The organism is Methyloceanibacter sp. wino2, from assembly GCF_003071365.1.
Taxonomy (GTDB): Bacteria; Pseudomonadota; Alphaproteobacteria; order Rhizobiales; family Methyloligellaceae; genus Methyloceanibacter.
On the sequence record NZ_CP028960.1, the window covers coordinates 1,886,423 to 1,906,451 of the forward strand.

Sequence of the window (20,029 nt, forward strand, 5' to 3'; positions counted from 1 at the left end):
GCTCTTGGGGCTACTCGGCATCCTGATCGCGCTCGGCCTGCTGATGTGGCTGTCGTTCCGCGGCTGGAGCATCCTCCTGCTTGCGCCCGCCGCCGCGCTCCTAGCCGCATTCGCAGCCGGCGAGCCGCTGCTCGCGCATCTCACGCAAGTTTTCATGACCGGTGCGGCGCAGTTCCTCGCTCAGTTCTTTCCGCTGTTCCTGCTCGGCGCGCTGTTCGGCAAGCTCATGGAGGATAGCGGCTCTGTCGAGGTGATAGCCCGGTTCATGACCGAGAAGCTGGGGACGGCACGGACCATCCTGGCTGTGGTGCTCGGCGGCGCCGTCGTCACCTATGGCGGTGTCAGCCTGTTTGTCGCGATCTTCGTTCTCGTGCCGATGGCGCAAGGGCTCTTCAAGACGGCCGCCATTCCGCGACGGCTCATGCCCGGCGCCATCGCGCTCGGGACTATGACGTTCACGATGTCGGCGCTCCCCGGCACGCCGGCGCTGCAGAACGCCATCCCTATGCCCTTCTTCGGCACGACGCCGTTCGCTGCCCCCGGTCTCGGCATCATCGCCGCGGCCATCATGCTCGGCTTCGGCCTGTGGTGGCTGTCGCGGTCGGAGGCCGCGGCACGGCGTGCGGGCGAGGGGTTCGAGGCGGCCACATGCGCCGAGCTTTCGGCCGACGATCCGAGTCTCCGCGAGCGGGCGACCATTGCCAGCGAGTTCGATCCGGCCGAACTCCCGCATGGTCGCCATACACGGTCCGATCCGAGTTTCATCGTCGCCTTGCTGCCGCTTGTCGTCGTCATCTTGGTCAACCTCCTGATGAGCGTGTTCGTGCTTCCCCTTATGGACACGAGTTTCCTCGCCGAAGAGAAATGGGGTGCGACGTCTCTCGCGGGCGTGGGCGGCGTGTGGGCCGTGGTGGTCGCCCTGTTCGTGGCGATCCTCACGCTGATCGCCCTCAACTTCAGGCGGCTGCCATCGTTGCGGGAGACGATGGATGCAGGCGCCACGGCCTCGGTTCTGCCTGCCTTCAGCGTCGCCAGTCTCGTTGGCTTCGGCGCGGTGATCGCCGCTCTGCCGGCCTTCGACCTCGTCCGCGATTGGGTTCTGTCGATCGGCGGCGGACCGCTCGTGTCGCTCGCCGTCGCGACCAACGTCCTCGCCGCGCTGACCGGTTCGGCCTCCGGCGGCATGACCATCGCGCTCGACGCGCTGGGGCCGACCTATATGCGGCTTGCCGGCGAGTACGGCATCGATCCCGCGCTGCTCCACCGCGTCGCCGTGATGAGCGCGGGCACGCTGGACAGCCTGCCGCATAACGGCGCCGTGGTAACGCTTCTTGCCGTTTGCGGTGTCACGCACAAGCAGAGTTATCTGGATATCTTCATGGTGGCGATCGTCGGCGCCGTGCTCGCCCTGGTCGCGGTCATCCTGCTCGGTTCGGCGGTGGGCTCGTTCTGAACGAAGCCTAGGCAGCCGATCCCACATGTTTCTCCGGCGTGCGTTCGCCCCGCTCGAACCAGGCGACGTACAAGGTCGGCAGGAAGATCAGCGTCAGCACGGTCGCGACCAGCAGGCCGCCCATGATCGCGAACGCCATGGGGCCCCAGAACACGGTTGGCGCAATCGGGATCATGCCGAGGATCGTCGAGATGGCGGTCAGAACGATAGGCCGAAACCGCGCGCTGCTGGCATCGATGGCGGCCTCGCGGACAGGCTTGCCCGCCTCCCTTTCCGACTCGATCTGGCCGATCAGGATCACCGCGTTCTTCGTGATCATGCCGATCAGGGCGAGAATGCCGAGAATGGCGACGAAGCCGAGCGGACGCCCCGAAATTAGGAGTGCGCCCACCACGCCGATCAGGCCGAGTGGCGCCACGCTCAGGGCAACGAGCAGGCGCTGGAAGCTTTGCAGCTGGAACATCAGGATCGTGATCATGATGAGTAGCATCACGGGCACTACCGCAATCACCGAGGCTTGCGACTTCTGACTCTCTTCGACGGTACCCCCGACGGCGATGTGATAGGCCGGCGGCAGGGTCTTGGCCAATTCGTCGACCTTCGGCGCGATCGCCGTGACGATGGACTCAGGCAGCACGCCGGGTGCCACGTCCGCCTGCACCGTCAATGTCGGTATGCGGTCGCGGCGCCAAACGACGGGCGCGGCCTGCGTATAGTCGAACGTCGCGAATTGGCTGAGCGGTACCGTGCGCCCGTTCGGCAGCGGAACCGGCAATTGCCGGAGCGTCGCGAGCGATGCGCGTTCCTCGTCCGTGGAGCGCACGACGACGTCCACGAGATAGATGTCGTCGCGAACCTGCGAGATCGGGATGCCGGTGACGACCGTGTTCAATATGCCTGAGACCGCATCGGAGCTCAGCCCAAGCAGCCGGGCCTCGTTCTGGTCGATCTGAATGCGCACTTCGCGCGCCGGCTCGATCCAATCGAAATTGACGTTCTCCGCCGAGGGGTCGGAGGCGACGACGTCGGCCAGCTTCCGCGCGATCTCACGCACCTGGCTGAGATTGGGACCGCTGACCCGGTATTGAACCGGCCAGCCGACCGGCGGTCCGAGTTCGAGCGGGGATATCCGCGCAACGACGGCCGGAAACTCACTTGCGAGCGCGTCTTCCAGCTTCTTTTTCAACCGGTCGCGAGCGGGGACATCCTTCGCCACGACAACGGCCTGGGAGAAGAAGTCGCTCGGCAGCTGCACATCGAGCGGCAGGTAGAAGCGGATCGCGCCCCGGCCGACATAGGTGCTCCAGCGATCGACGTCCGGATCGTCTTTCAGTAGCGCATCGAAACGCTCCGCAGTCGCCTTGCTGGCCTGAACGGACGCGTTCTGGGGCAGCGTGAGGTCGACGAGCAGTTCCGGCCGGTCGGAGGACGGAAAGAACTGGTTGGGGATCAGCGGTATCGCGAGAACCGACAATCCAAAGACGCCGACAATAATGGCGAGGGTGACCCAGCCGGCTTGAATGGCCTTGGTCACCATGCGCCGGTACCAGCCGAGGATGCCGCCGTCCTTCGGGGCTTCGTCCTGTTGTTTCGGCGGCTTCAAGATCATCGCGCCCAAGAGCGGGGCGAAGACGACGGCCACGAACCAGGAAACGAGCAGGGCGATGGCGACGACAGCGAAGAGCGAGAAGGTGTATTCGCCCGCCGAACTCGCGGCGAAGCCGACCGGAACGAAACCGGCAATGGTGACGAGCGTGCCGGCCAGCATCGCCACGGCATATGTCTGGAACGCGAAGGTCGAGGCCGCGAAGATGCCGTCGCCCTTCGCCAGCCTGCCAAGGATGGCGTCGGTGGTCGTCATCGCATCATCCACGAGGAGCCCCAGCGCGATGATGAGGGCACCCAGCGAGATGCGTTGCATGTCGATCCCGACGACATCCATGACGAGGAACACGATGACGAGCGTAAGCGGGATGGCGAGCGCGACGACAAGGCCAGGCCGAATGCCGAGGCTGACGAAGCTCACGGCCAGGATGATCGCGACCGCTTGCCAGAGCGAGGCCGTGAACTCGGATATCGCATCGTCGACGGTGACCGCCTGGTCTGCCACCAATATGGGCTCGATTCCCACCGGAAGGTCGGAGGTAATGATCTTCATCGCCTCCTTGATGTTGTCGCCGAGCGTGAGGATGTCGCCGCCGTCCTGCATGGCGATCGCCAATCCGATCGCCGGCTCTCCATTGACGCGGAACTGCGGTTGGGGCGGATCGACGTAGCCGCGCCTGATGTGTGCAATGTCGCTGAGGCGCAGCATGCGTCCATCGATTGCGAAGTTCACATCGGCAATGTCGGCTTCGGAGCGGAAGTCTCCCGACACGCGGACGGACACGGTCTCTGTGCCCGTCTGAATCACGCCCGCCGGCCGCACGGTGTTCTGTGCCCGAAGGGCCGCAAGCAGGGCCGACCGATCGATGCCGAGACTGGCCAGTTCCTTCATCGAGAACTCGACGAAGATCTGCTCGTCCTGCGCACCGAGGATTTCGATCTGCGAGACGTCGGGCAGGCTCAGGAGCTTTGCGCGGACGTCCTCGACATAGTCCCTGAGTTCGCGCCGGGTGAAGCCATCGGCCGTGAAGCCGTAGATGATACCGAACGTGTCGCCGAACTCGTCGTTGAAGAAGGGCCCGAGCGTGCCGGCGGGCAGCGTGTGCCGCATGTCGCCGACGCTCTTGCGAACGTGGTACCAAGTGTCGGCGACTTCCGCCGCGGTGGCGCTGCCTTCGAGATTGACGAAGATTGTGGTCACGCCCGGCGTCGTCATGCTGCGGAGGAAGTCGAGATGCGGCGTCTCCTCCAGCGTGCGCTCGAGCCGTTCGGTGACCTGATTGAGCGTGTCGTCGATCGTTGCGCCCGGCCAGACCGCGTTGACCACCATCGTCTTGATGATGAAGGTCGGGTCCTCGGCCCGGCCTAGCCGGTTGTACGAGAGCACGCCCGCGACAACGGCGATGATCATCAAATAGATAACCACCGAGCGGTGGTTGAGGGCCCACTCCGAGAGGTTCAATCGCTTCATGAACCGGATCCGAGAATTCGGACCTTTTGGTCTGGGCGAAGGGCCTGGACACCGGCCGTCACCAGCACATCTCCGACATTCAGCCCTTGCTCGACGGTGACGGTGGTCGGGTTGAACCGCAGCACCGAGATGTTACGGAGATTGACGACCGACGTGTCGGGATCGACGACCCAGACAGCGGGCTTGCCCTCCGACTCCGTGAGGGCGCTGGACGGGATCTCGATCATTGGGTCGGCATCGGTGGCCATCGTGCCGGTCACGGTGGCGCCGAGCCGCATGGCCTCAGGCACGTCGCTCAGGCCGACCCTGACCCGGAACGTGCGCGTAACAGGATCGGCCTGGGGCGACACTTCCCTGACCCGGCCCGTGGCCGTGACGGACGGCGCATCCGCAAGATGCACCGTGATCTCGGGATCGGCGGATGGCGTCCGCAGGACTTGTGCGGGCACGTCGAAGACCGCGTCGCGGCCTCCCTCCCGGGCGAGCGTGACGATCATCTGCCCTGCCTGGACGACTTCGCCCGCATCGGCGCCAACCGCGGTCACGACGCCACCGGCGTCGGCCGTGAGCCGGGTGAACCCGACCTGATCGTGAGCCTTGGCAAGCTGGGCCTCGGCGGATTTGACCCGGGCCTTGGCCGTTCTGAGTTCGCGTTCGGCCTGGTCGAAATTCGCGCGCGTGGTCCATCCTTGCCCCAGCAGGGTCTCCTGGCGCTCGAAATGGTTCTCGACCTGGGTCTGCTCGGCGAGCGCCGCGTTGAGGCTTGCCTTCGCGGACCGCAGGGCGTTGTTTTCGTTGTCGGAATTCAGTTCGGCCAGGAGCTGTCCGGGCTTGACGGTGTCCCCGACTGACACCGGCCGCGCGAGCAACTGGCCCGACAGCCGGAACCCGAGCGAAACCTCGTCGAGGGCTTCCACCCGGCCGCTCAGGGTGACCGGAACGCCCTTGCCGGTCTTCTCCAGCGTGATCGTGCGCACGGGGCGCGCCGGCGCTTCGGCGTCTTCCTGCTGCGAATCACAACCGGCGGCCATGAGCGCGAGCCCGGCGATGAGACCAATCCGGACGGCGGCGCCAGGCAGCAGTTTGACCTTAGCAGTGCGCTGTTGCGCAGCGTGATCCCTGCAGCGTGGGAAGCTTTGTCCGATCCGTTCCCCTCTAGACACAAGTGACGAGCGGCAAGTTTCGTCGGACATCAGCACACCCGTCCTTGTTCGGCAGCTTTATGGATGTAAGGGGCCCTAGGAAGCGAGTGCCGTCAAGGCCCCTCGCTTATCCTGCGACTCGATGGCGGGGCGAGCTCGCGCGGACATGCATAGAGGTGGTCCTGCCAAGACCCTCCAAAGCCACACTGATCGTATCGCGATGGTCACCGGGCACAGGTGTCCGGGCCTGTGAGGACAATCAGGTCCACTCCTGGCACGAAGCGGACCAGACTCGCGCCCAATCTCATGTCTGCTCACGGGCTCGAAGCAGACGATTGAGGCCGCTGCCACGCGGTTGGTTGCAGGGCGTTCGCGATGCGCCGCTAACAGACCGCGTCCGATGGTCGGGAATTGGCGGAGAGGGAGGGATTCGAACCCTCGGAACGCTCACGCGCTCAACGGTTTTCGAGACCGCCCCGTTCGACCACTCCGGCACCTCTCCAAGCGGGCTCATGTAGCTTGGCGGGGCGATGATCGCAAGCGGTACCAGCCGGTCCACCTTGCGTGCCGCTCGGAAATGCCGCAGATCGTGTCGGGGTGGCCTGTGGAGGGCGGCTCGGGTCCGAGCTGGTCGCCAATCGGAGCCGTACGAGCCCGATCTACCCGAAACTTCCTCGAAAGGCTTAGGTTCTGGGGCTTTCTAGGAATTGACTTCTTAGGTTTGCCCACTATATTGCGCCGCTTATCGCTCCTTCAGCGGCGTGCCGGCGGCGAAAATGCGCTGGTAAATCAAGCCCGGAGAGTAGCCTCAAAAGACGGAATGGAATCATGTTCGCGGTCATTCGCACGGGTGGCAAGCAGTATCGCGTGTCGCCGAACGACATTATCGAGATCGAGAAGATCGCCGGAAACCCGGGCGACGTCATCGAACTCTCCGAAGTTTTGCTGCTGGGCGGCGAGGGTGCCGCAACCACGGGCAGCCCCACGGTCTCCGGCGCCATGGTTGCGGCCGAGGTCGTCGAGCAGAAGCGCGGTGACAAGATCATCGTCTTCAAGAAGAAGCGCCGCCAGGGCTACCGCCGCACGCAAGGCCATCGGCAGGAGCTGACGGCCCTGCGCATCACCGAGATTCTGACGGACGGCAAGAAGCCTTCCAAGGCGGCCGCCAAGAAGGCGCCGGCCAAGACGGAGAGCGCGGAGAAGCCGGAAGCCAAGGCTGAGGCGGCTCCCGCCAAGAAGGCGGCCGAGGACAAAGCGCCCGCCAAGAAGGCCGCGCCGAAGAAGGCTCCGGCCAAGAAGGCGCCTGCGAAGAAGACCGCAGCCAAGAAGGCCCCGGCCAAAAAGGCCCCGGCGAAGAAGAGCTAAAGGAACACCACCATGGCACATAAGAAGGCAGGCGGCTCCTCACGCAACGGCCGCGATTCAGCGGGACGTCGCCTCGGCGTCAAGAAGTCGGGCGGTCAGAAGGTTATCGCCGGTAACATCATCATTCGCCAGCGTGGCACCAAGTGGCACAAAGGCGAGGGTGTCGGCATCGGCAAGGACCACACGTTGTTTGCGCTCGTCGACGGCGAGGTCGAGTTCGCGACCAAGGCCAAGGGCCGCACCTACGTATCGGTGAAGCCGGACGCCTCGTAAGGCGCGCAACCGCTTCCAGACTTTCTTAGAGATTTGCGCGCGCCCGTCTTTTAGCGGGCGCGTTTGCATATGTACGTTGGCTTTCCCATGCAGATCAGAACGCAAAGGCTGAACTTGCGGCCGCTTGACCATGCGGACGCCGCGGCCATGAGCCTGCTCGCCGGCGACTTCGACGTGGCGAGCATGACCGGCACGATCCCGCATCCCTATAGCGAGACGGCCGCCCGCGCCTGGGTGGACCGCGTCGGCCAGGGCGAGGAGGGCGTCGTGTTCGCTGTCACACGAGACGGCAGGCTGATTGGCTGCTCCGGATACATGCCCATGGACGCTGACCATGCCGAGCTCGGTTACTGGATCGGGAAGCCTTATTGGGGCGCCGGGTTCGCGACCGAGGCGGTGCGTGCGGTCGTGGCCCATGCCTTCGACACACATGACTTCGCCTATTTGCGGGCCGGCCACTTCGTGGACAATCCCAAGTCGCAGCGTGTGCTCGCCAAACTCGGGTTCACGCCGGAGGGCGAGGAGACGCGTGATTGCGTGGCGCGCGGCGAAGTGGTGCCGTGTCTTACCTATCGGCTCGAAAGGGCCCAGGCGGCAAGCGCGCTTCAGCACCCTTAGGACCGCAAACCATGTCGTCCGGCGATGCGTGCAAGATGACGGCCCCGGTGTTAATCCCTTCCCATGCAATTTCTCGATTCCGCAAAAGTCTTTGTCCGGTCAGGTGATGGCGGCAACGGGTGCGTGAGCTTCCGGCGGGAGAAGTATGTCGAGTTCGGCGGCCCCAACGGGGGCGACGGTGGCCGCGGCGGCGATGTGATCATCGAATGTGTGGCCAATCTGAACACGCTTCTGGACTTTCGCTATCAGCAGCACTTCAAGGCCAAGAAGGGCGGCAACGGCATGGGCTCCAACCGCACCGGGGCCAAGGGCGCCGATGTCGTGCTGAAGGTGCCGCCGGGCACGCAGATCCTCGATGAGGACGGGGACACGCTGATCGCGGATATGACCGAGCCGGGAACGCGGCTCGTCCTGCTCCATGGCGGCAATGGCGGCTTCGGCAACGCGCATTTCAAGACATCCACGAACCAGGCGCCCCGTCGCGCCAATCCCGGTCAGGCCGGTGAGGAGATGTATATCTGGCTGCGCCTCAAGCTGATCGGCGATGCGGGCATTGTCGGCCTGCCCAATGCCGGCAAGTCCACCTTTCTGTCGACGGTCAGCCGGGCCAAGCCCAAGGTCGCGGACTATCCGTTCACGACGCTCCACCCCAATCTCGGCGTGGTGCGCTTCGGCGGTCTCGATTTCGTGCTGGCGGACATTCCGGGTCTGATCGAGGGCGCGCATGAAGGCGCAGGGATCGGCGACCGGTTCCTCGGCCACGTAGAGCGCACCGCCGTCCTGTTGCATCTCGTGGATGCGACCGAGGAGAACCCCGTCGAAGCCTACGAAATCGTCCGCACCGAGCTCGAATCCTACGGGGCCGGGCTCGACGGCAAGCCCGAAGTGCTGGCCCTGTCCAAGATCGACGCGGTGGACGCAGGAGACCTCAAAGAGAAGTCGCGCGCACTCGAAGCGGTAGCGGGCGTCAAGCCGTTGCTTGTCTCCGCTGCCACGGGCAAAGGCGTGCCGGAAGTGCTCGCCGCGCTCGCCCGTGAGGTTGAGGCTATGCGGGCTGCAGACGTTCAGGAACTGCTGCCGCGAGCCGACGAAGGGTGGCGGCCATGAGATCCGAATGGGCGTCTGCGCGCCGGATCGTCGTCAAGATCGGCTCCGCGCTTCTGGTCGACAACGCGGCCGGCGTCTTGCGCGCCGCATGGCTGGACGCACTGTGCGACGACATCGCGGAGCTTCGTCGCCAAGGCAAGGAAGTCGTCCTGGTGTCGTCGGGCGCAATCGCGCTCGGGCGCAATGTGCTCAAGCTGCCAAAGGGTCCGCTCAAGCTCGAAGACAGCCAGGCCTCGGCGGCCGTCGGCCAGATCCATCTGGCCCATGCCTATGAGAGCGCGTTCCGGGCGCGCGGGCTCGCGGCTGCGCAGGTGCTCGTGACCCTGGGCGATACGGAAGAGCGCCGGCGCTATCTGAATGCGCGCAGCACGATCTCAACCCTGCTCAAGCTCGGCGCGGTCCCCGTGGTCAACGAGAACGACACGGTCGCGACCAACGAGATCCGGTACGGCGACAACGACCGCTTGGCCGCGCGCGTCGCCTCGATGATGAGCGCCGATTGCCTCGTGTTGCTGTCGGACGTGGACGGGTTCTATACGGCCCCGCCGGGGTCGGCGGCCGACGCCAGGCGGCTCGATGTGGTCCCGGAGATCACCGCCGAGATCGAGGCGATGGCCGGCGATGTCGGGTCGGAACTGTCGCGCGGTGGCATGGTCACGAAGATCGAAGCGGCCAAGATCGCCGTGGGCGCGGGCACGAATATGGTGATCGCCAGCGGCAAGGTGCTGAACCCGCTGTCCGTGCTGGCCTCGACCGGGGTTTGCACCTGGTTCCTGGCCCATCAGGATCCCGTGACGGCGCGGAAGCGTTGGATCGGTGGTACGCTGGAGCCCCGCGGCGCGGTGATCGTCGATGCCGGCGCGGCCAAGGCACTCGGCTCGGGCAAGAGCTTGCTGCCGGCCGGCGTCACGGAGATCGTCGGGCAGTTCGAACGCGGCGATGCGGTGGCCATCCGCGGGCTCGAAGGAACGGAAATCGGCCGTGGGCTGATTGCCTACGGTCATGCGGATGCTGCGGCGATCATCGGGCGCAAGAGCGGTGAAATTGCCGACATTCTCGGCTATCTTGGCCGTCCGGAGCTGATCCATCGCGACGACATGAGCCTCAGGAAGAAAGGCTCCTAAGGAACAACCCTTCCTAGGAAACGAAAGGACCTCACGTGGCACTTCCCGCCCAGGACCCCGCCGTCAGTCTGGAGCCGATGATGCTCTATATGGGCCGCCTTGCCCGCGCGGCCGCGGCCGAGCTTGCCGTGGCGACGACGGAGCAGAAGAATGCCGCGCTCGAGGCGATGGCGGCCGCCCTCGAGGCAGGTGCCGAGAAAATTCTCAGTGCGAACGCCAAGGATCTGGAGGCGGCCGAGAAGAATGGGCGCGATGCCGCGTTTCTCGACCGGCTGCGGCTCGACGAGGGCCGGGTGGCGGCTATGGCCAAGGGTTTGCGCGAGGTCGCAGGCCTCCCCGATCCCGTCGGCCAGACGATCGCCTCCTGGACGCGGCCCAATGGCTTGGAGATCGCGCGGGTCCGCGTGCCGCTCGGCGTCATCGGCATGATCTACGAGAGCCGTCCGAACGTGACGGCGGACGCATCCGCGCTGTGCCTCAAATCTGGCAACGCGGTCATTCTGCGGTCGGGCTCGGACAGCTTCCTGACCTCGCTCGTGATCGCCAACATTCTCACCGAAGCGATCAAGTCCGCAGGTCTACCCGGCGAGGCTATCCAGCTCGTGCCGTCGGTGGACCGGCAGGCGGTCGGGTTCATTCTCGGCGGCCTCGGCGGCGCCATCGATGTGATCGTGCCCCGGGGCGGCAGGAGCCTTGTGGAGCGGGTTCAGAAGGAAGCGCGCGTGCCGGTGTTCGCGCATCTGGAGGGCAACTGTCACGTCTATGTGGACGAGACCGCGCCGCTCGATATGGCGCGGGACATCGTCGTCAACGCCAAGATGCGCCGGACAGGCATTTGCGGCGCGGCCGAGACGCTGCTGGTTTCGCGCGCCGCCGTCGACACCCATCTCACGCCCATCGTGGACGCGCTGATAGAGGCCGGCTGCGAAGTGCGCGGCGATCCGGATACACAGCATACGGATAGTCGCGTCAAGACAGCGACGGATGAAGATTGGGACACGGAGTATCTGGCGCCCATCATCGCCGTCAAAGTCGTCGAGGATCTCGATGACGCCATCGCGCATATCGACGAGCACAGCTCGCACCATACCGAGGCGATCGTCACGAACGACGAGGCGGCTGCGGCTGCGTTTCTGGCGCGCGTCGACAGCGCCATTGTCCTGCACAACGCCTCGACCCAGTTCGCCGACGGCGGCGAATTCGGCATGGGGGCGGAGATCGGGATCGCAACGGGCCGGTTCCACGCACGCGGGCCCGTTGGAGTCGAGCAACTCACCACGTTCAAATATGTGGTGCGCGGGCAAGGCCAGACGCGGCCTTGAACGCGAAGACTGCCGTGAGCAAGCCGTCTGCCCTGAGCGAAATGCGGGCTCCGCTGGCGGCGCCGGGCATGCGGATCGGTCTCCTTGGCGGGTCCTTCAACCCCGCCCATGGTGCCCATCGCGAAATCAGTCTTGCGGCTCTAAAGCGGCTGGGGCTCGACCAGGTCTGGTGGCTGGTCACCGCGGGCAATCCTCTGAAGGACGTCTCCGGCCTGCCGCCGGTCGAAGCGCGGGTATGCGCGGCGCGGCGTATCGCGAACCATCCACGAATCAAAGTCACAGGCTTCGATGGCGGAACGGGCTCGCCCTACACCGCCGATCTGCTCTCGGCGCTCGTGCAGCGCTATCCGGGAGTCCACTTCGTCTGGCTGATGGGCGCGGACAATCTCGCCACGGTTCACCATTGGAAGGCCTGGCCCGAGATATTCCAGCTTGTGCCGATCGCGGTTCTGGACCGGCCCGGTTTTCGCCTCAAGGCGCGGGCGGGCAAGGCGGCGCATCGCTTTGCGGGCGCCTATATCGACGAGACCGACGCTTTGGGGCTCGCGCTCCTGCGCCCGCCGGCTTGGACCATCCTCACCCATCGCCTGTCGGGGCTCTCGTCGACGGCCCTTCGCGAAAATGTCTTGGAATCGGACTAGATTACTAGATCAAGAGCAAGAAGAACCGGCCCCTACTATCTATTGAAACTTGACCAGCCGGCAGTTTATTGTGAGGGGGTGAAGTGGTTCGTTGTCGAAGAAGCCCCAAGCGTCGTGCACGGGACATAGTCTTGAAGCCACTTCCAGGAGCAATGGCAGAAGGAAACCCACGCAAACATGCGCTCACCTAGCGAGGGTACCGTGAGCGGTACGCCTCCATCCGGACTGGCGTCATTCAGCGCCGAGCCCGGAAGACTGCTCAAGATCGTGACCGACACTCTCGACGGCGCCAAAGCCGAAGATGTCGCGGTCATCGATTTGGAAGGAAAGACTTCGATTGGCGATTATATGGTTGTCGCCTCGGGTCGTTCGCAGCGGCATGTCGGCGCCGTAGCCGACCATCTCATCAAAGCGCTCAAAGATGCTGGCTATGGCCGTGCGCGCGTCGAAGGACTGCCCCAAGGGGACTGGGTCCTGATCGATGCGGGCGAGGTCATCGTTCATCTCTTTCGGCCGGAGGTTCGTGAGTTCTACAACCTCGAAAAGATGTGGTCCGCGGATCGGCCCATGGAGCGAATGGTGGTCTGATCGGTAGATCACCACCGGCCCACGCGGCGGAGGTTGGCTGTGCGTCTGCTGATCGCCGCGGTCGGTAAGCTCAAAAAGGGACCGGAGCGAGAGCTCTGTACCCATTATTTCGGCCGGGCCGAAGCGCTCGGCCGCAGCCTCGGTCTGTCGCCGCTGACATCGATCGAGTTGTCCGAATCGCGCGCACCAGAGGCTGTCGCACGCCGGTCGGCCGAGGCCGAGGCGCTGCTGGCCAAAATCCCAAACGATTTCACCATCCTCTGTCTGGACCCAGGCGGCGAGATGCGCTCGAGCGAAGCCTTCGCGAGCGGTCTTGGCGCCTTGCGGGACGATGCCGCGGCGCCGGGCGTGGCCTTCGTGCTCGGCGGCCCCGACGGGCATGGCCAACCAGTCCTTGACCGGGGCGCCCAGTCGCTGTCTTTGGGACCCATGACGCTGCCCCACGGGCTGGCGCGGATCGTCCTCGCCGAGCAGCTCTACCGGGCCATGACGATCTTGGCGGGGCACCCGTACCACCGGGCCTGAGAGGCCTAAAGGTTAAGGATTCTTAAGGCTTTTGCCTTGATTCTGCCTTTTCCCTCCGGTGCCATCGACTGAACGGCCAGGACGCATGGCGCACAACGAGCGATCGACTTTCACCACTCGGAATCTTCGCGCCGCCCTGCTTGTTGGGGCGCTGCTCATCGTGCCTGCGAGCGTCGTGCATGGCCAAGACGATCTCACGCGGGACGAAGCCAAGAAGCGTCTCGACGAGACCGAACAGGAGTTGGAATCCAGCCGGGTGAGGGCTGAGGGCCTGACGAAGGACCTCGCCGCGCTGGCGGAAGAAAGGGCACGGCTCAGGACCGAGCTGATCGAGGCCGGCAAACGCGTTCAGGCGAGCGAAGCGACGCTCTCCGAAACTGAAAGCGAACTTGCGGAACTCACCGCGCAGGTGAACGTGATGCAGACCTCGATCGATGAGCGGAAGGCCGCGATTGTCACTATGCTGAGCGCCATGCAGAGAATTGGACGGACGCCGCCCCCGGCAATCGTCACGAGACGCGACGATGCGCTGAAGGTCGTTCGCGGCGCGATGCTGCTGGCCGAGGTCTATCCCGAACTCAAGTACCAGGCCGATAGCCTGACCGACAGCCTGCAGGATCTGTCGGCCGTCGAGGAGCGCGTCCGCGCCGAGCGGGATACGCAGCGGCGCGAGGCCGATCAGCTTTCGGCCGAGCAGGCGCGTCTCGACGAACTCATTGCCACGAAGCAGTCCAGGGAAGCGCAGGACCAGGAGGAGCTTGCCTCGCTGACCGAGTCGGCGCAGACGCTAGCCTCGGAGGTCGAGACTCTGAACGACCTGGTCGAGGAACTCGACAAGAAGATCGCCAAGGCGGAGGTCGCGCAGTACGACGCCGAGGTCGAGGCCGAAAAGGCTCTGCGGGAACGCCTCAAGCAGGAGGTCATGGCCACGCCTGCCAACGAGCGGGTGGTCGAGCTCAAGCCGGATTCGAAAAAGGTCGCCTTCGCCAATCCGGCCCGGATGAAGCCGGTCACGCCGTTCGGCGACGCCAAGGGCAGTTTGCGGCTACCGGCCCAGGGCGAGAGAACCAGCCGTTTCGGCGACAAGGATTCCGCCGGCGTGGCGTTCCAGGGCCTGTCGATGCAGACCCGCGAGGAGGCCCGCGTCACGGCCCCGGCGGACGGCTGGGTAGTCTATTCAGGCCCGTTCCGGTCCTACGGCCAACTCTTGATCATCAACGCTGGCGGGGGCTATCATATTTTGCTCGCGGGGATGAGCCGTATTGACGTTAGCCTCGGCCAATTCGTTCTTGCCGGCGAGCCGATCGCCGTCATGGGCAAATCACCGGCTCCGGGTAGTCCCGGTGGCCAAAGTTCACGCCCCGTCCTCTATGTGGAATTCAGAAAGGACGGACGGCCTATAGACCCCGGCCCATGGTGGGCCGAGGCATCCGGGAAGGTGCAAGGATGATGCGGAAGTCCGAATACGCTTTGTGGGCGCTACTGGTGGTTGCGGTGATTGCCGCTGGCTCGACAATGGTGAGCCTGGCGCGAAGCCCTTCGGCCGAAGCCGCGAATTCGGAGATCTATAAGCAGCTCGACCTGTTTGGCGAGGTGTTGGAGCGTGTCCGCAAGGGCTATGTGGAAGAGCCCGAGAACGAGAAGCTCATCGAGTCGGCCATCAACGGTATGCTGACGGCGCTCGATCCGCACTCTGCGTATCTGAACCTGGATAACTACGAAGACATGCGGGTCCAGACCAAGGGTCGGTTCGGCGGTCTGGGCATTGAGGTCACGATGGAAGATGGCCTCGTGAAGGTCATCTCCCCGATTGCCGACACGCCCGCCGACAAGGCTGGGATCTTGAGCGGCGACCTGATCACCAAGATCGACGACGAGAACGTCCGTGGCATGAACCTGCAAGACGCCGTCGAGAAGATGCGCGGCGAGGTGGATACGCCGATCACCCTCATGGTCCTCCGTGAGGGGCAGGAGGACTTGATGAAGTTCAAGTTCAACCGCGGCATCATCGAGATCAATCCGGTGAAGTTCAGCGCCGAGGGCGGTGACGTCGGCTATATCCGAATTACCTCTTTCAACGAGCAGACGACCGAGAAGCTCGTCAAGGCGGTCAACGACCTCAAGAAGGAACTCGGTCCGGACCTCAAGGGCTACATCGTCGACCTACGCAACAATCCGGGCGGCCTGCTCGATCAGGCGATCGCCGTCTCGGACGCGTTCCTCGACCAGGGGGCGATCGTGTCGACGCGCGGCCGCAACAACGAGGACGTTCAGAAGGAGTTCGCGCGGAAAGGGGACATCACCGACGGCAAGCAGATTGTCGTGCTGATCAACGGTGGCTCCGCGTCGGCATCCGAGATTGTCGCCGGTGCGCTCAAGGATCTGAAACGCGCGACCGTTGTCGGGACGCAGTCCTTCGGCAAGGGTTCGGTGCAGACGATTATCCCGCTGGGATCGGCGAATGGCGCTCTACGGCTGACCACGGCGCGCTACTACACGCCGAAGAACATTTCGATCCAGGCCAAGGGCATCACCCCCGACATCGTGGTCGAGGAGGAGCTCCCGGAAGACGTCAAGAAGCGGGAAGAGCTCATCGGCACACGCGGCGAAGCCAATCTGCGCGGCCATCTCAAGAACGAGGGTTCCGAGGAAGGCAAAGAGGAGAAATCCGGCAGTTCCTCGTATGTCCCCGAGGACAAGACGAAGGATACGCAACTCATCTACGGGCTCGAGCTGTTGCGCGGCACCAAGTCTGTCGATACGGAGCTGAAGCAGAAGGCCGAGGCTCCAAGCAAGTCAGAGACGGCGAACTAGACGGCCGGTCCGCAAGAGCGTAATTCGTGGGAAAGCGCTCAGCGGGCTTGGTCGGCTGCCATCTGATGTACTAGCCTTGTGTTGTACAAGCCTTGGTACAAAGGCAGTATCCAGGCGGTTCGGTCTGGAAGTGGGGAGAACGACAACATGAAGGCCACAGGATGAAGGCCCTAGCCGTCGCGTCGGGGATCATATTCTGGACCTTGGTGATTGGCGTCATTGCGCTGATCTTTCTATCAGGACCTGAGCCTGCGGAAGTCGTCCAGATCGAGTCCGCACCGGCTGCCGCGCCAGCTGCAGCGGGCCCGGGCGGGATTATGCCGCCGCCCGGTTTTTCAGTGACAGCACCCCGTATGCCGACACCGCCGCCGGCCCGGGTCTCTCCCCCGGGAATGGCGCCGCCGCCCGGCCAGGGTCCAGCTACCGCGCCGGCCGCGCCTCAGATGCCCGCGGCACCCGCAGCGCCGGCGTTTCCCGGCCAGAGCGGCGCGATTGAAGACGAAGACGGGAGCGTCGCACAGGCACCGGATCGCGGCAGCAATGTCGCCCTAGCGAGCCTTGTGCCGGGGATCGACCGGTCGACGGAAGAGCCGCTGCCCGAGGCCCCGCTGCCGGCCATCGTCGAAGATTCACCCTACGGTCCATTGCCGAAGGTCGCCGCTGACGGAAGCCGTCCGGCGGACGTGTACGCGCGTCCTTCCGACTATGCCGACGTGCAAGGCGGGCCCCCACGGGTCGCTGTGCTCCTCAACGGCTTAGGCGTGCCGGGGGATCAAGACGGCGACATCATCAAGGGGCTGCCGCCGCCTGTCAGTCTCGCATACGGCGCCTACGGGCGCGGGCTCCAAGAGCGAGTAACAGATGCTCGCACGGCCGGGCACGAGGTCTTCCTCGCAATTCCCCTGGAGCCCAACAACTACCCGACGAACGATCCCGGCCCCCACGCTCTTCTCACCACACTCCCCCCAAAAGACAACATCAAGCGCCTGCAATGGGCGATGTCGCGTTACGCCGGCTATATCGGCGTGACGAACTACATGGGTGCGAAATTCCAATCCGACCTCGGCTCAGTCGCGCCCGTGTTCGAGGAACTCAAGCGGCGGGGCCTCGTCTATCTGGCTGACGGCTCGACCGATGCCGCCGTGACGAAACGGGTCGCCGCCGCCCTTGAGCTCGAATACGACGTCGCCGACGTCCAGCTCGATGCCGGGCGGATCGACAGCCAGCTCGCCGCACTCGAGGCCGCCGCGAAAGAAAACGGATCCGCCATCGGCGTCGCCAAGGCGGCGCCCGGCACGGTCAAGCGGATCACCGATTGGGCCGGGTCCCTGGAGAGCAAGGGGCTTGTCCTCGTGCCGGTGAGCGCTGCCGTCCAGGCGCGGCGTCAAAGCTGACCCCCAGACCTTGACTTGCGGCTGTCGTGCGTGGCTCATCGGGCGGTGTTCCGCCACAGCCATCTCAAGGCGACAAAGACCTGACCATGACCGATCCCACCAAGCTTCCCTACCGGCCGTGCGCGGGCGTGATGCTGTTGAACGCGGAAGGGCACGTCTTCGTGGGACGGCGCCCGGACCGCGGCAAGGAAGCGTCCGAGGGATGCGGTAAATGGTGGCAGATGCCGCAAGGGGGCATCGACAAGGGCGAGGCGCCCGAGGAAGCTGCCCGGCGAGAGCTGTGGGAAGAGACCGGCGTTCAGAAGACAACGTTCCTCGCACAGACCGAGGAGTGGCTCGTCTACGATCTGCCGTCGGAACTGGTAGGAGTGGCCTGGAAGGGCAAATATCGCGGACAGAGACAGATGTGGTTCGCGGCTCGTTTTGAGGGGACCGAGCGCGATATCGATCTGAAGCCGCGGCCGGACCACAAGGCGGAGTTCGACGCGTGGCGCTGGGTGCCCATGGACGAATTGCCGTCATTGGTGGTGCCGTTCAAGCAGGCTGTTTACGCCGCCGTCATCGACGCGTTTTCTCATCTCGTCGTCAAATAGGGGCCAGCTCGGCCACACACGCACGCGCGCCGCCCAACAAAAAAGGGAGGCGTTGGCCTCCCTCTGAACTCGACGTGGTGAACTGTTTGCGCGGTCTAGGCGCTCAGCGCCGACTGCACCTGTCGGAGATGCTCGAGCGTCATCTGAGCCTTGTCTTTGGCCTCGCCCGAGAGGTCGGCGACGTCTTCCTCGGCGTCCGCGATATCCTGCGAGAGTTGCGCCGGATCGAGTTCGTCCAGGTCGATCGCCCGTTCCGCCAAAACCGTGAGACCCGCCGGGATCACTTCGGCGAAACCGCCACGGGCGAAGAAGCGCTGGCGCTTGCCGTCCGGGAAGTCGATCTCGAGCAGCCCGGGGCGCAACGTCGTGATGAGCGGGGCGTGCTTGGCCATGATGGTCATGTCGCCCTCGGCGCCCGGAACGAGCACCTGCTCAACGTCGCCCGAGAACACCAGCTTCTCGGGCGATACCAGTTCGAACTTGAACGGATCGGGCATTAAGCGGCCTCGGCTGCAAGCTTCTCGGCCTTGGCGACGGCTTCCTCGATGGTGCCGACCATGTAGAACGCCGCTTCAGGCAGGTGATCGTAGTCGCCCTCGCACAGGCCCTTGAAGCCGGCGATCGTGTCCTTGAGATCGACCAGGACGCCCGGCGAACCGGTGAAGACCTCGGCCACGTGGAAGGGCTGCGACAGGAAGCGCTCGATCTTACGGGCGCGGGCCACGGTGAGCTTGTCCTCTTCGGAAAGCTCGTCCATGCCCAGAATGGCGATGATGTCCTGGAGGGCCTTGTAGCGCTGCAGGATCTCCTGCACCTGGCGGGCCACCGCGTAGTGCTCCTCACCGAGGATACGCGGGTCGAGCATGCGCGAGGTGGAATCGAGCGGATCCACGGCCGGGTAGATGCCCTTCTCGGCGATGGTGCGCGACAGCACGGTGGTGGCGTCCAGATGGGCGAACGAGGTCGCCGGCGCCGGGTCGGTCAAGTCGTCGGCCGGCACGTAAATGGCCTGCACCGAGGTGATCGAACCCTTCTGGGTGGTGGTGATGCGCTCCTGCAGGGCGCCCATATCCGTGGCCAGCGTCGGCTGATAGCCCACGGCCGAGGGAATACGGCCCAAGAGGGCGGACACTTCCGAACCCGCCTGCGTGAAGCGGAAGATGTTGTCCACGAAGAACAGCACGTCCTGGCCTTCATCGCGGAACGACTCTGCGACCGTCAGGCCCGACAGAGCCACACGAGCACGGGCTCCCGGAGGCTCGTTCATCTGGCCGTACACGAGGGCGCATTTGGACCCCTCGATCGAGCCTTCCTTCGGATCCTTGTTCACGCCGGACTCGATCATCTCGTGATAGAGGTCGTTGCCCTCGCGCGTGCGCTCGCCGACACCGGCGAACACGGAGTAGCCGCCGTGGGCCTTCGCGACGTTGTTGATCAGCTCCATGATGAGCACGGTTTTGCCCACGCCGGCGCCGCCGAACAGGCCGATCTTGCCGCCCTTGGCGTACGGCGCGAGCAGGTCGACGACCTTGATGCCCGTGACCAGAATTTCGGATTCCGTCGCCTGGTCCACATAGGACGGCGCCTGCGCGTGGATCGGCCGGCTGTCGGAGGTCTCGATGGGCCCCAACTCGTCCACCGGCTCGCCGATGACGTTCATGATGCGGCCGAGCGTCTTCGCGCCCACCGGAACGGCGATCGGCTCGCCCGTGTCGACCACCTGCTGGCCGCGGACGAGACCTTCGGTCGAGTCCATGGCGATGGTGCGAACGGTGTTCTCGCCAAGATGCTGCGCGACCTCGAGAACGAGGCGGTTGCCCTGGTTCTCGGTCTCGAGCGCGTTCAGAATTTCGGGCAGGTGCTCGTCGAACTGCACGTCGACGACAGCGCCGGTCACCTGGCGGATCTGGCCCTTGGGCCCCTTGCCTTCGGCGATGCGCTTCTCTTGCTTCTTGGTTTCTGCCACCACGGGTTTGTTTGCCATCGTTCCGTTC

Annotated in this window: 18 protein-coding genes and 1 tRNA gene; 14 read left to right on the forward strand and 5 right to left on the reverse strand. The window is 64.7% G+C overall.

Features of this window, described 5'->3' with window-relative positions; all coding sequences use genetic code 11:
- Positions 1 to 4: 4 nt before the first annotated feature.
- Positions 5 to 1,453 (forward strand): GntP family permease, encoded by a 1,449-nt coding sequence (locus tag DCY11_RS08730; protein WP_108683751.1) that lies wholly within the window; start codon positions 5 to 7, stop codon positions 1,451 to 1,453.
- A gap of 7 nt (positions 1,454 to 1,460) precedes the next feature.
- Here the strand turns inward: DCY11_RS08730 and DCY11_RS08735 are convergent, their stop codons facing one another.
- The 3 genes from DCY11_RS08735 to DCY11_RS08745 all read right to left on the reverse strand — a co-directional run bounded on the left by DCY11_RS08735 (position 1,461) and on the right by DCY11_RS08745 (position 6,173).
- The gene (locus DCY11_RS08735; RefSeq protein ID WP_108682569.1) at positions 1,461 to 4,529 is read right to left on the reverse strand and encodes an efflux RND transporter permease subunit; all 3,069 of its coding nucleotides are present in this window, start codon (positions 4,527 to 4,529) and stop codon (positions 1,461 to 1,463) included.
- The gene (locus DCY11_RS08740; RefSeq protein WP_108682570.1) at positions 4,526 to 5,560 is read right to left on the reverse strand and encodes an efflux RND transporter periplasmic adaptor subunit; all 1,035 of its coding nucleotides are present in this window, start codon (positions 5,558 to 5,560) and stop codon (positions 4,526 to 4,528) included. Before DCY11_RS08740 ends, DCY11_RS08735 begins: the two co-directional genes overlap by 4 nt.
- Before the next feature lie 523 nt (positions 5,561 to 6,083).
- A tRNA-Ser gene (locus tag DCY11_RS08745) sits at positions 6,084 to 6,173 on the reverse strand.
- A 326-nt stretch (positions 6,174 to 6,499) separates the two neighbouring features.
- Here DCY11_RS08745 and rplU point away from each other — a divergent pair.
- The 13 genes from rplU to DCY11_RS08810 all read left to right on the forward strand — a co-directional run bounded on the left by rplU (position 6,500) and on the right by DCY11_RS08810 (position 18,035).
- Positions 6,500 to 7,036 carry a 50S ribosomal protein L21 gene (gene rplU, locus DCY11_RS08750; protein ID WP_108682571.1) on the forward strand — a complete coding sequence of 179 codons (537 nt, stop codon included), beginning with the start codon at positions 6,500 to 6,502 and terminating at the stop codon, positions 7,034 to 7,036.
- 12 nt (positions 7,037 to 7,048) lie between these two features.
- Positions 7,049 to 7,309, forward strand: a complete 261-nt coding sequence (gene rpmA / locus DCY11_RS08755) for a 50S ribosomal protein L27 (protein ID WP_069445681.1) — start codon at positions 7,049 to 7,051, stop codon at positions 7,307 to 7,309.
- An 87-nt stretch (positions 7,310 to 7,396) separates the two neighbouring features.
- A complete protein-coding gene (locus DCY11_RS08760; RefSeq protein ID WP_245409318.1) occupies positions 7,397 to 7,927 on the forward strand; it encodes a GNAT family N-acetyltransferase in 531 nt (176 codons plus the stop codon).
- A gap of 63 nt (positions 7,928 to 7,990) precedes the next feature.
- A complete protein-coding gene (gene obgE / locus DCY11_RS08765) occupies positions 7,991 to 9,034 on the forward strand; it encodes a GTPase ObgE (RefSeq protein ID WP_108682572.1) in 1,044 nt (347 codons plus the stop codon).
- Positions 9,031 to 10,158, forward strand: coding sequence for a glutamate 5-kinase (gene proB, locus DCY11_RS08770; protein ID WP_108683753.1), 1,128 nt, complete (start codon positions 9,031 to 9,033; stop codon positions 10,156 to 10,158). Before obgE ends, proB begins: the two co-directional genes overlap by 4 nt.
- Before the next feature lie 80 nt (positions 10,159 to 10,238).
- On the forward strand, positions 10,239 to 11,480 hold the full coding sequence (locus DCY11_RS08775; protein ID WP_108683754.1) for a glutamate-5-semialdehyde dehydrogenase: 1,242 nt from the start codon (positions 10,239 to 10,241) through the stop codon (positions 11,478 to 11,480).
- A 68-nt stretch (positions 11,481 to 11,548) separates the two neighbouring features.
- Complete coding sequence (locus DCY11_RS08780; RefSeq protein ID WP_245409511.1) at positions 11,549 to 12,121, forward strand: nicotinate-nucleotide adenylyltransferase; 573 nt, start codon at positions 11,549 to 11,551, stop codon at positions 12,119 to 12,121.
- Between the two features lie 177 nt (positions 12,122 to 12,298).
- Positions 12,299 to 12,709: a ribosome silencing factor gene (gene rsfS / locus DCY11_RS08785; protein ID WP_108682573.1), complete on the forward strand. Its 411-nt coding sequence runs from the start codon at positions 12,299 to 12,301 to the stop codon at positions 12,707 to 12,709.
- A gap of 39 nt (positions 12,710 to 12,748) precedes the next feature.
- Complete coding sequence (gene rlmH, locus DCY11_RS08790) at positions 12,749 to 13,234, forward strand: 23S rRNA (pseudouridine(1915)-N(3))-methyltransferase RlmH (protein WP_108683756.1); 486 nt, start codon at positions 12,749 to 12,751, stop codon at positions 13,232 to 13,234.
- 160 nt (positions 13,235 to 13,394) lie between these two features.
- Positions 13,395 to 14,684 (forward strand): murein hydrolase activator EnvC, encoded by a 1,290-nt coding sequence (locus DCY11_RS08795; protein ID WP_159079914.1) that lies wholly within the window; start codon positions 13,395 to 13,397, stop codon positions 14,682 to 14,684.
- Positions 14,681 to 16,048 (forward strand): S41 family peptidase, encoded by a 1,368-nt coding sequence (locus tag DCY11_RS08800; RefSeq protein ID WP_371514995.1) that lies wholly within the window; start codon positions 14,681 to 14,683, stop codon positions 16,046 to 16,048. The genes DCY11_RS08795 and DCY11_RS08800 overlap by 4 nt, the downstream gene beginning before the upstream one ends.
- Positions 16,049 to 16,209: 161 nt before the next feature.
- Complete coding sequence (locus DCY11_RS08805; protein WP_108682575.1) at positions 16,210 to 17,442, forward strand: divergent polysaccharide deacetylase family protein; 1,233 nt, start codon at positions 16,210 to 16,212, stop codon at positions 17,440 to 17,442.
- A gap of 86 nt (positions 17,443 to 17,528) precedes the next feature.
- A complete protein-coding gene (locus DCY11_RS08810) occupies positions 17,529 to 18,035 on the forward strand; it encodes an RNA pyrophosphohydrolase (protein WP_108682576.1) in 507 nt (168 codons plus the stop codon).
- A gap of 95 nt (positions 18,036 to 18,130) precedes the next feature.
- Here DCY11_RS08810 and DCY11_RS08815 read toward each other — a convergent pair whose 3' ends face one another.
- Positions 18,131 to 18,532, reverse strand: coding sequence for a F0F1 ATP synthase subunit epsilon (locus DCY11_RS08815; RefSeq protein WP_108682577.1), 402 nt, complete (start codon positions 18,530 to 18,532; stop codon positions 18,131 to 18,133).
- Complete coding sequence (atpD, locus tag DCY11_RS08820) at positions 18,532 to 20,019, reverse strand: F0F1 ATP synthase subunit beta (RefSeq protein WP_108682578.1); 1,488 nt, start codon at positions 20,017 to 20,019, stop codon at positions 18,532 to 18,534. The genes DCY11_RS08815 and atpD overlap by 1 nt, the downstream gene beginning before the upstream one ends.
- Between the last annotated feature and the right edge of the window lie 10 nt (positions 20,020 to 20,029).

What these genes read in the sequence shown, in the direction of transcription:
- DCY11_RS08780 (WP_245409511.1), top strand. Translation starts at nt 11,549, where the DNA reads ATGCGGATCGGTCTCCTTGGCGGGTCCTTCAACCCCGCCCATGGTGCC.
- DCY11_RS08810 (WP_108682576.1), top strand. Translation starts at nt 17,529, where the DNA reads ATGACCGATCCCACCAAGCTTCCCTACCGGCCGTGCGCGGGCGTGATG.
- rplU (WP_108682571.1), top strand. Translation starts at nt 6,500, where the DNA reads ATGTTCGCGGTCATTCGCACGGGTGGCAAGCAGTATCGCGTGTCGCCG.
- DCY11_RS08800 (WP_371514995.1), top strand. Translation starts at nt 14,681, where the DNA reads ATGATGCGGAAGTCCGAATACGCTTTGTGGGCGCTACTGGTGGTTGCG.
- rpmA (WP_069445681.1), top strand. Translation starts at nt 7,049, where the DNA reads ATGGCACATAAGAAGGCAGGCGGCTCCTCACGCAACGGCCGCGATTCA.
- rsfS (WP_108682573.1), top strand. Translation starts at nt 12,299, where the DNA reads ATGCGCTCACCTAGCGAGGGTACCGTGAGCGGTACGCCTCCATCCGGA.
- DCY11_RS08805 (WP_108682575.1), top strand. Translation starts at nt 16,210, where the DNA reads ATGAAGGCCCTAGCCGTCGCGTCGGGGATCATATTCTGGACCTTGGTG.
- atpD (WP_108682578.1), bottom strand. Translation starts at nt 20,019, where the DNA reads ATGGCAAACAAACCCGTGGTGGCAGAAACCAAGAAGCAAGAGAAGCGC.
- DCY11_RS08760 (WP_245409318.1), top strand. Translation starts at nt 7,397, where the DNA reads ATGCAGATCAGAACGCAAAGGCTGAACTTGCGGCCGCTTGACCATGCG.
- proB (WP_108683753.1), top strand. Translation starts at nt 9,031, where the DNA reads ATGAGATCCGAATGGGCGTCTGCGCGCCGGATCGTCGTCAAGATCGGC.
- DCY11_RS08775 (WP_108683754.1), top strand. Translation starts at nt 10,239, where the DNA reads ATGCTCTATATGGGCCGCCTTGCCCGCGCGGCCGCGGCCGAGCTTGCC.
- DCY11_RS08815 (WP_108682577.1), bottom strand. Translation starts at nt 18,532, where the DNA reads ATGCCCGATCCGTTCAAGTTCGAACTGGTATCGCCCGAGAAGCTGGTG.
- DCY11_RS08740 (WP_108682570.1), bottom strand. Translation starts at nt 5,560, where the DNA reads ATGGCCGCCGGTTGTGATTCGCAGCAGGAAGACGCCGAAGCGCCGGCG.
- DCY11_RS08735 (WP_108682569.1), bottom strand. Translation starts at nt 4,529, where the DNA reads ATGAAGCGATTGAACCTCTCGGAGTGGGCCCTCAACCACCGCTCGGTG.
- obgE (WP_108682572.1), top strand. Translation starts at nt 7,991, where the DNA reads ATGCAATTTCTCGATTCCGCAAAAGTCTTTGTCCGGTCAGGTGATGGC.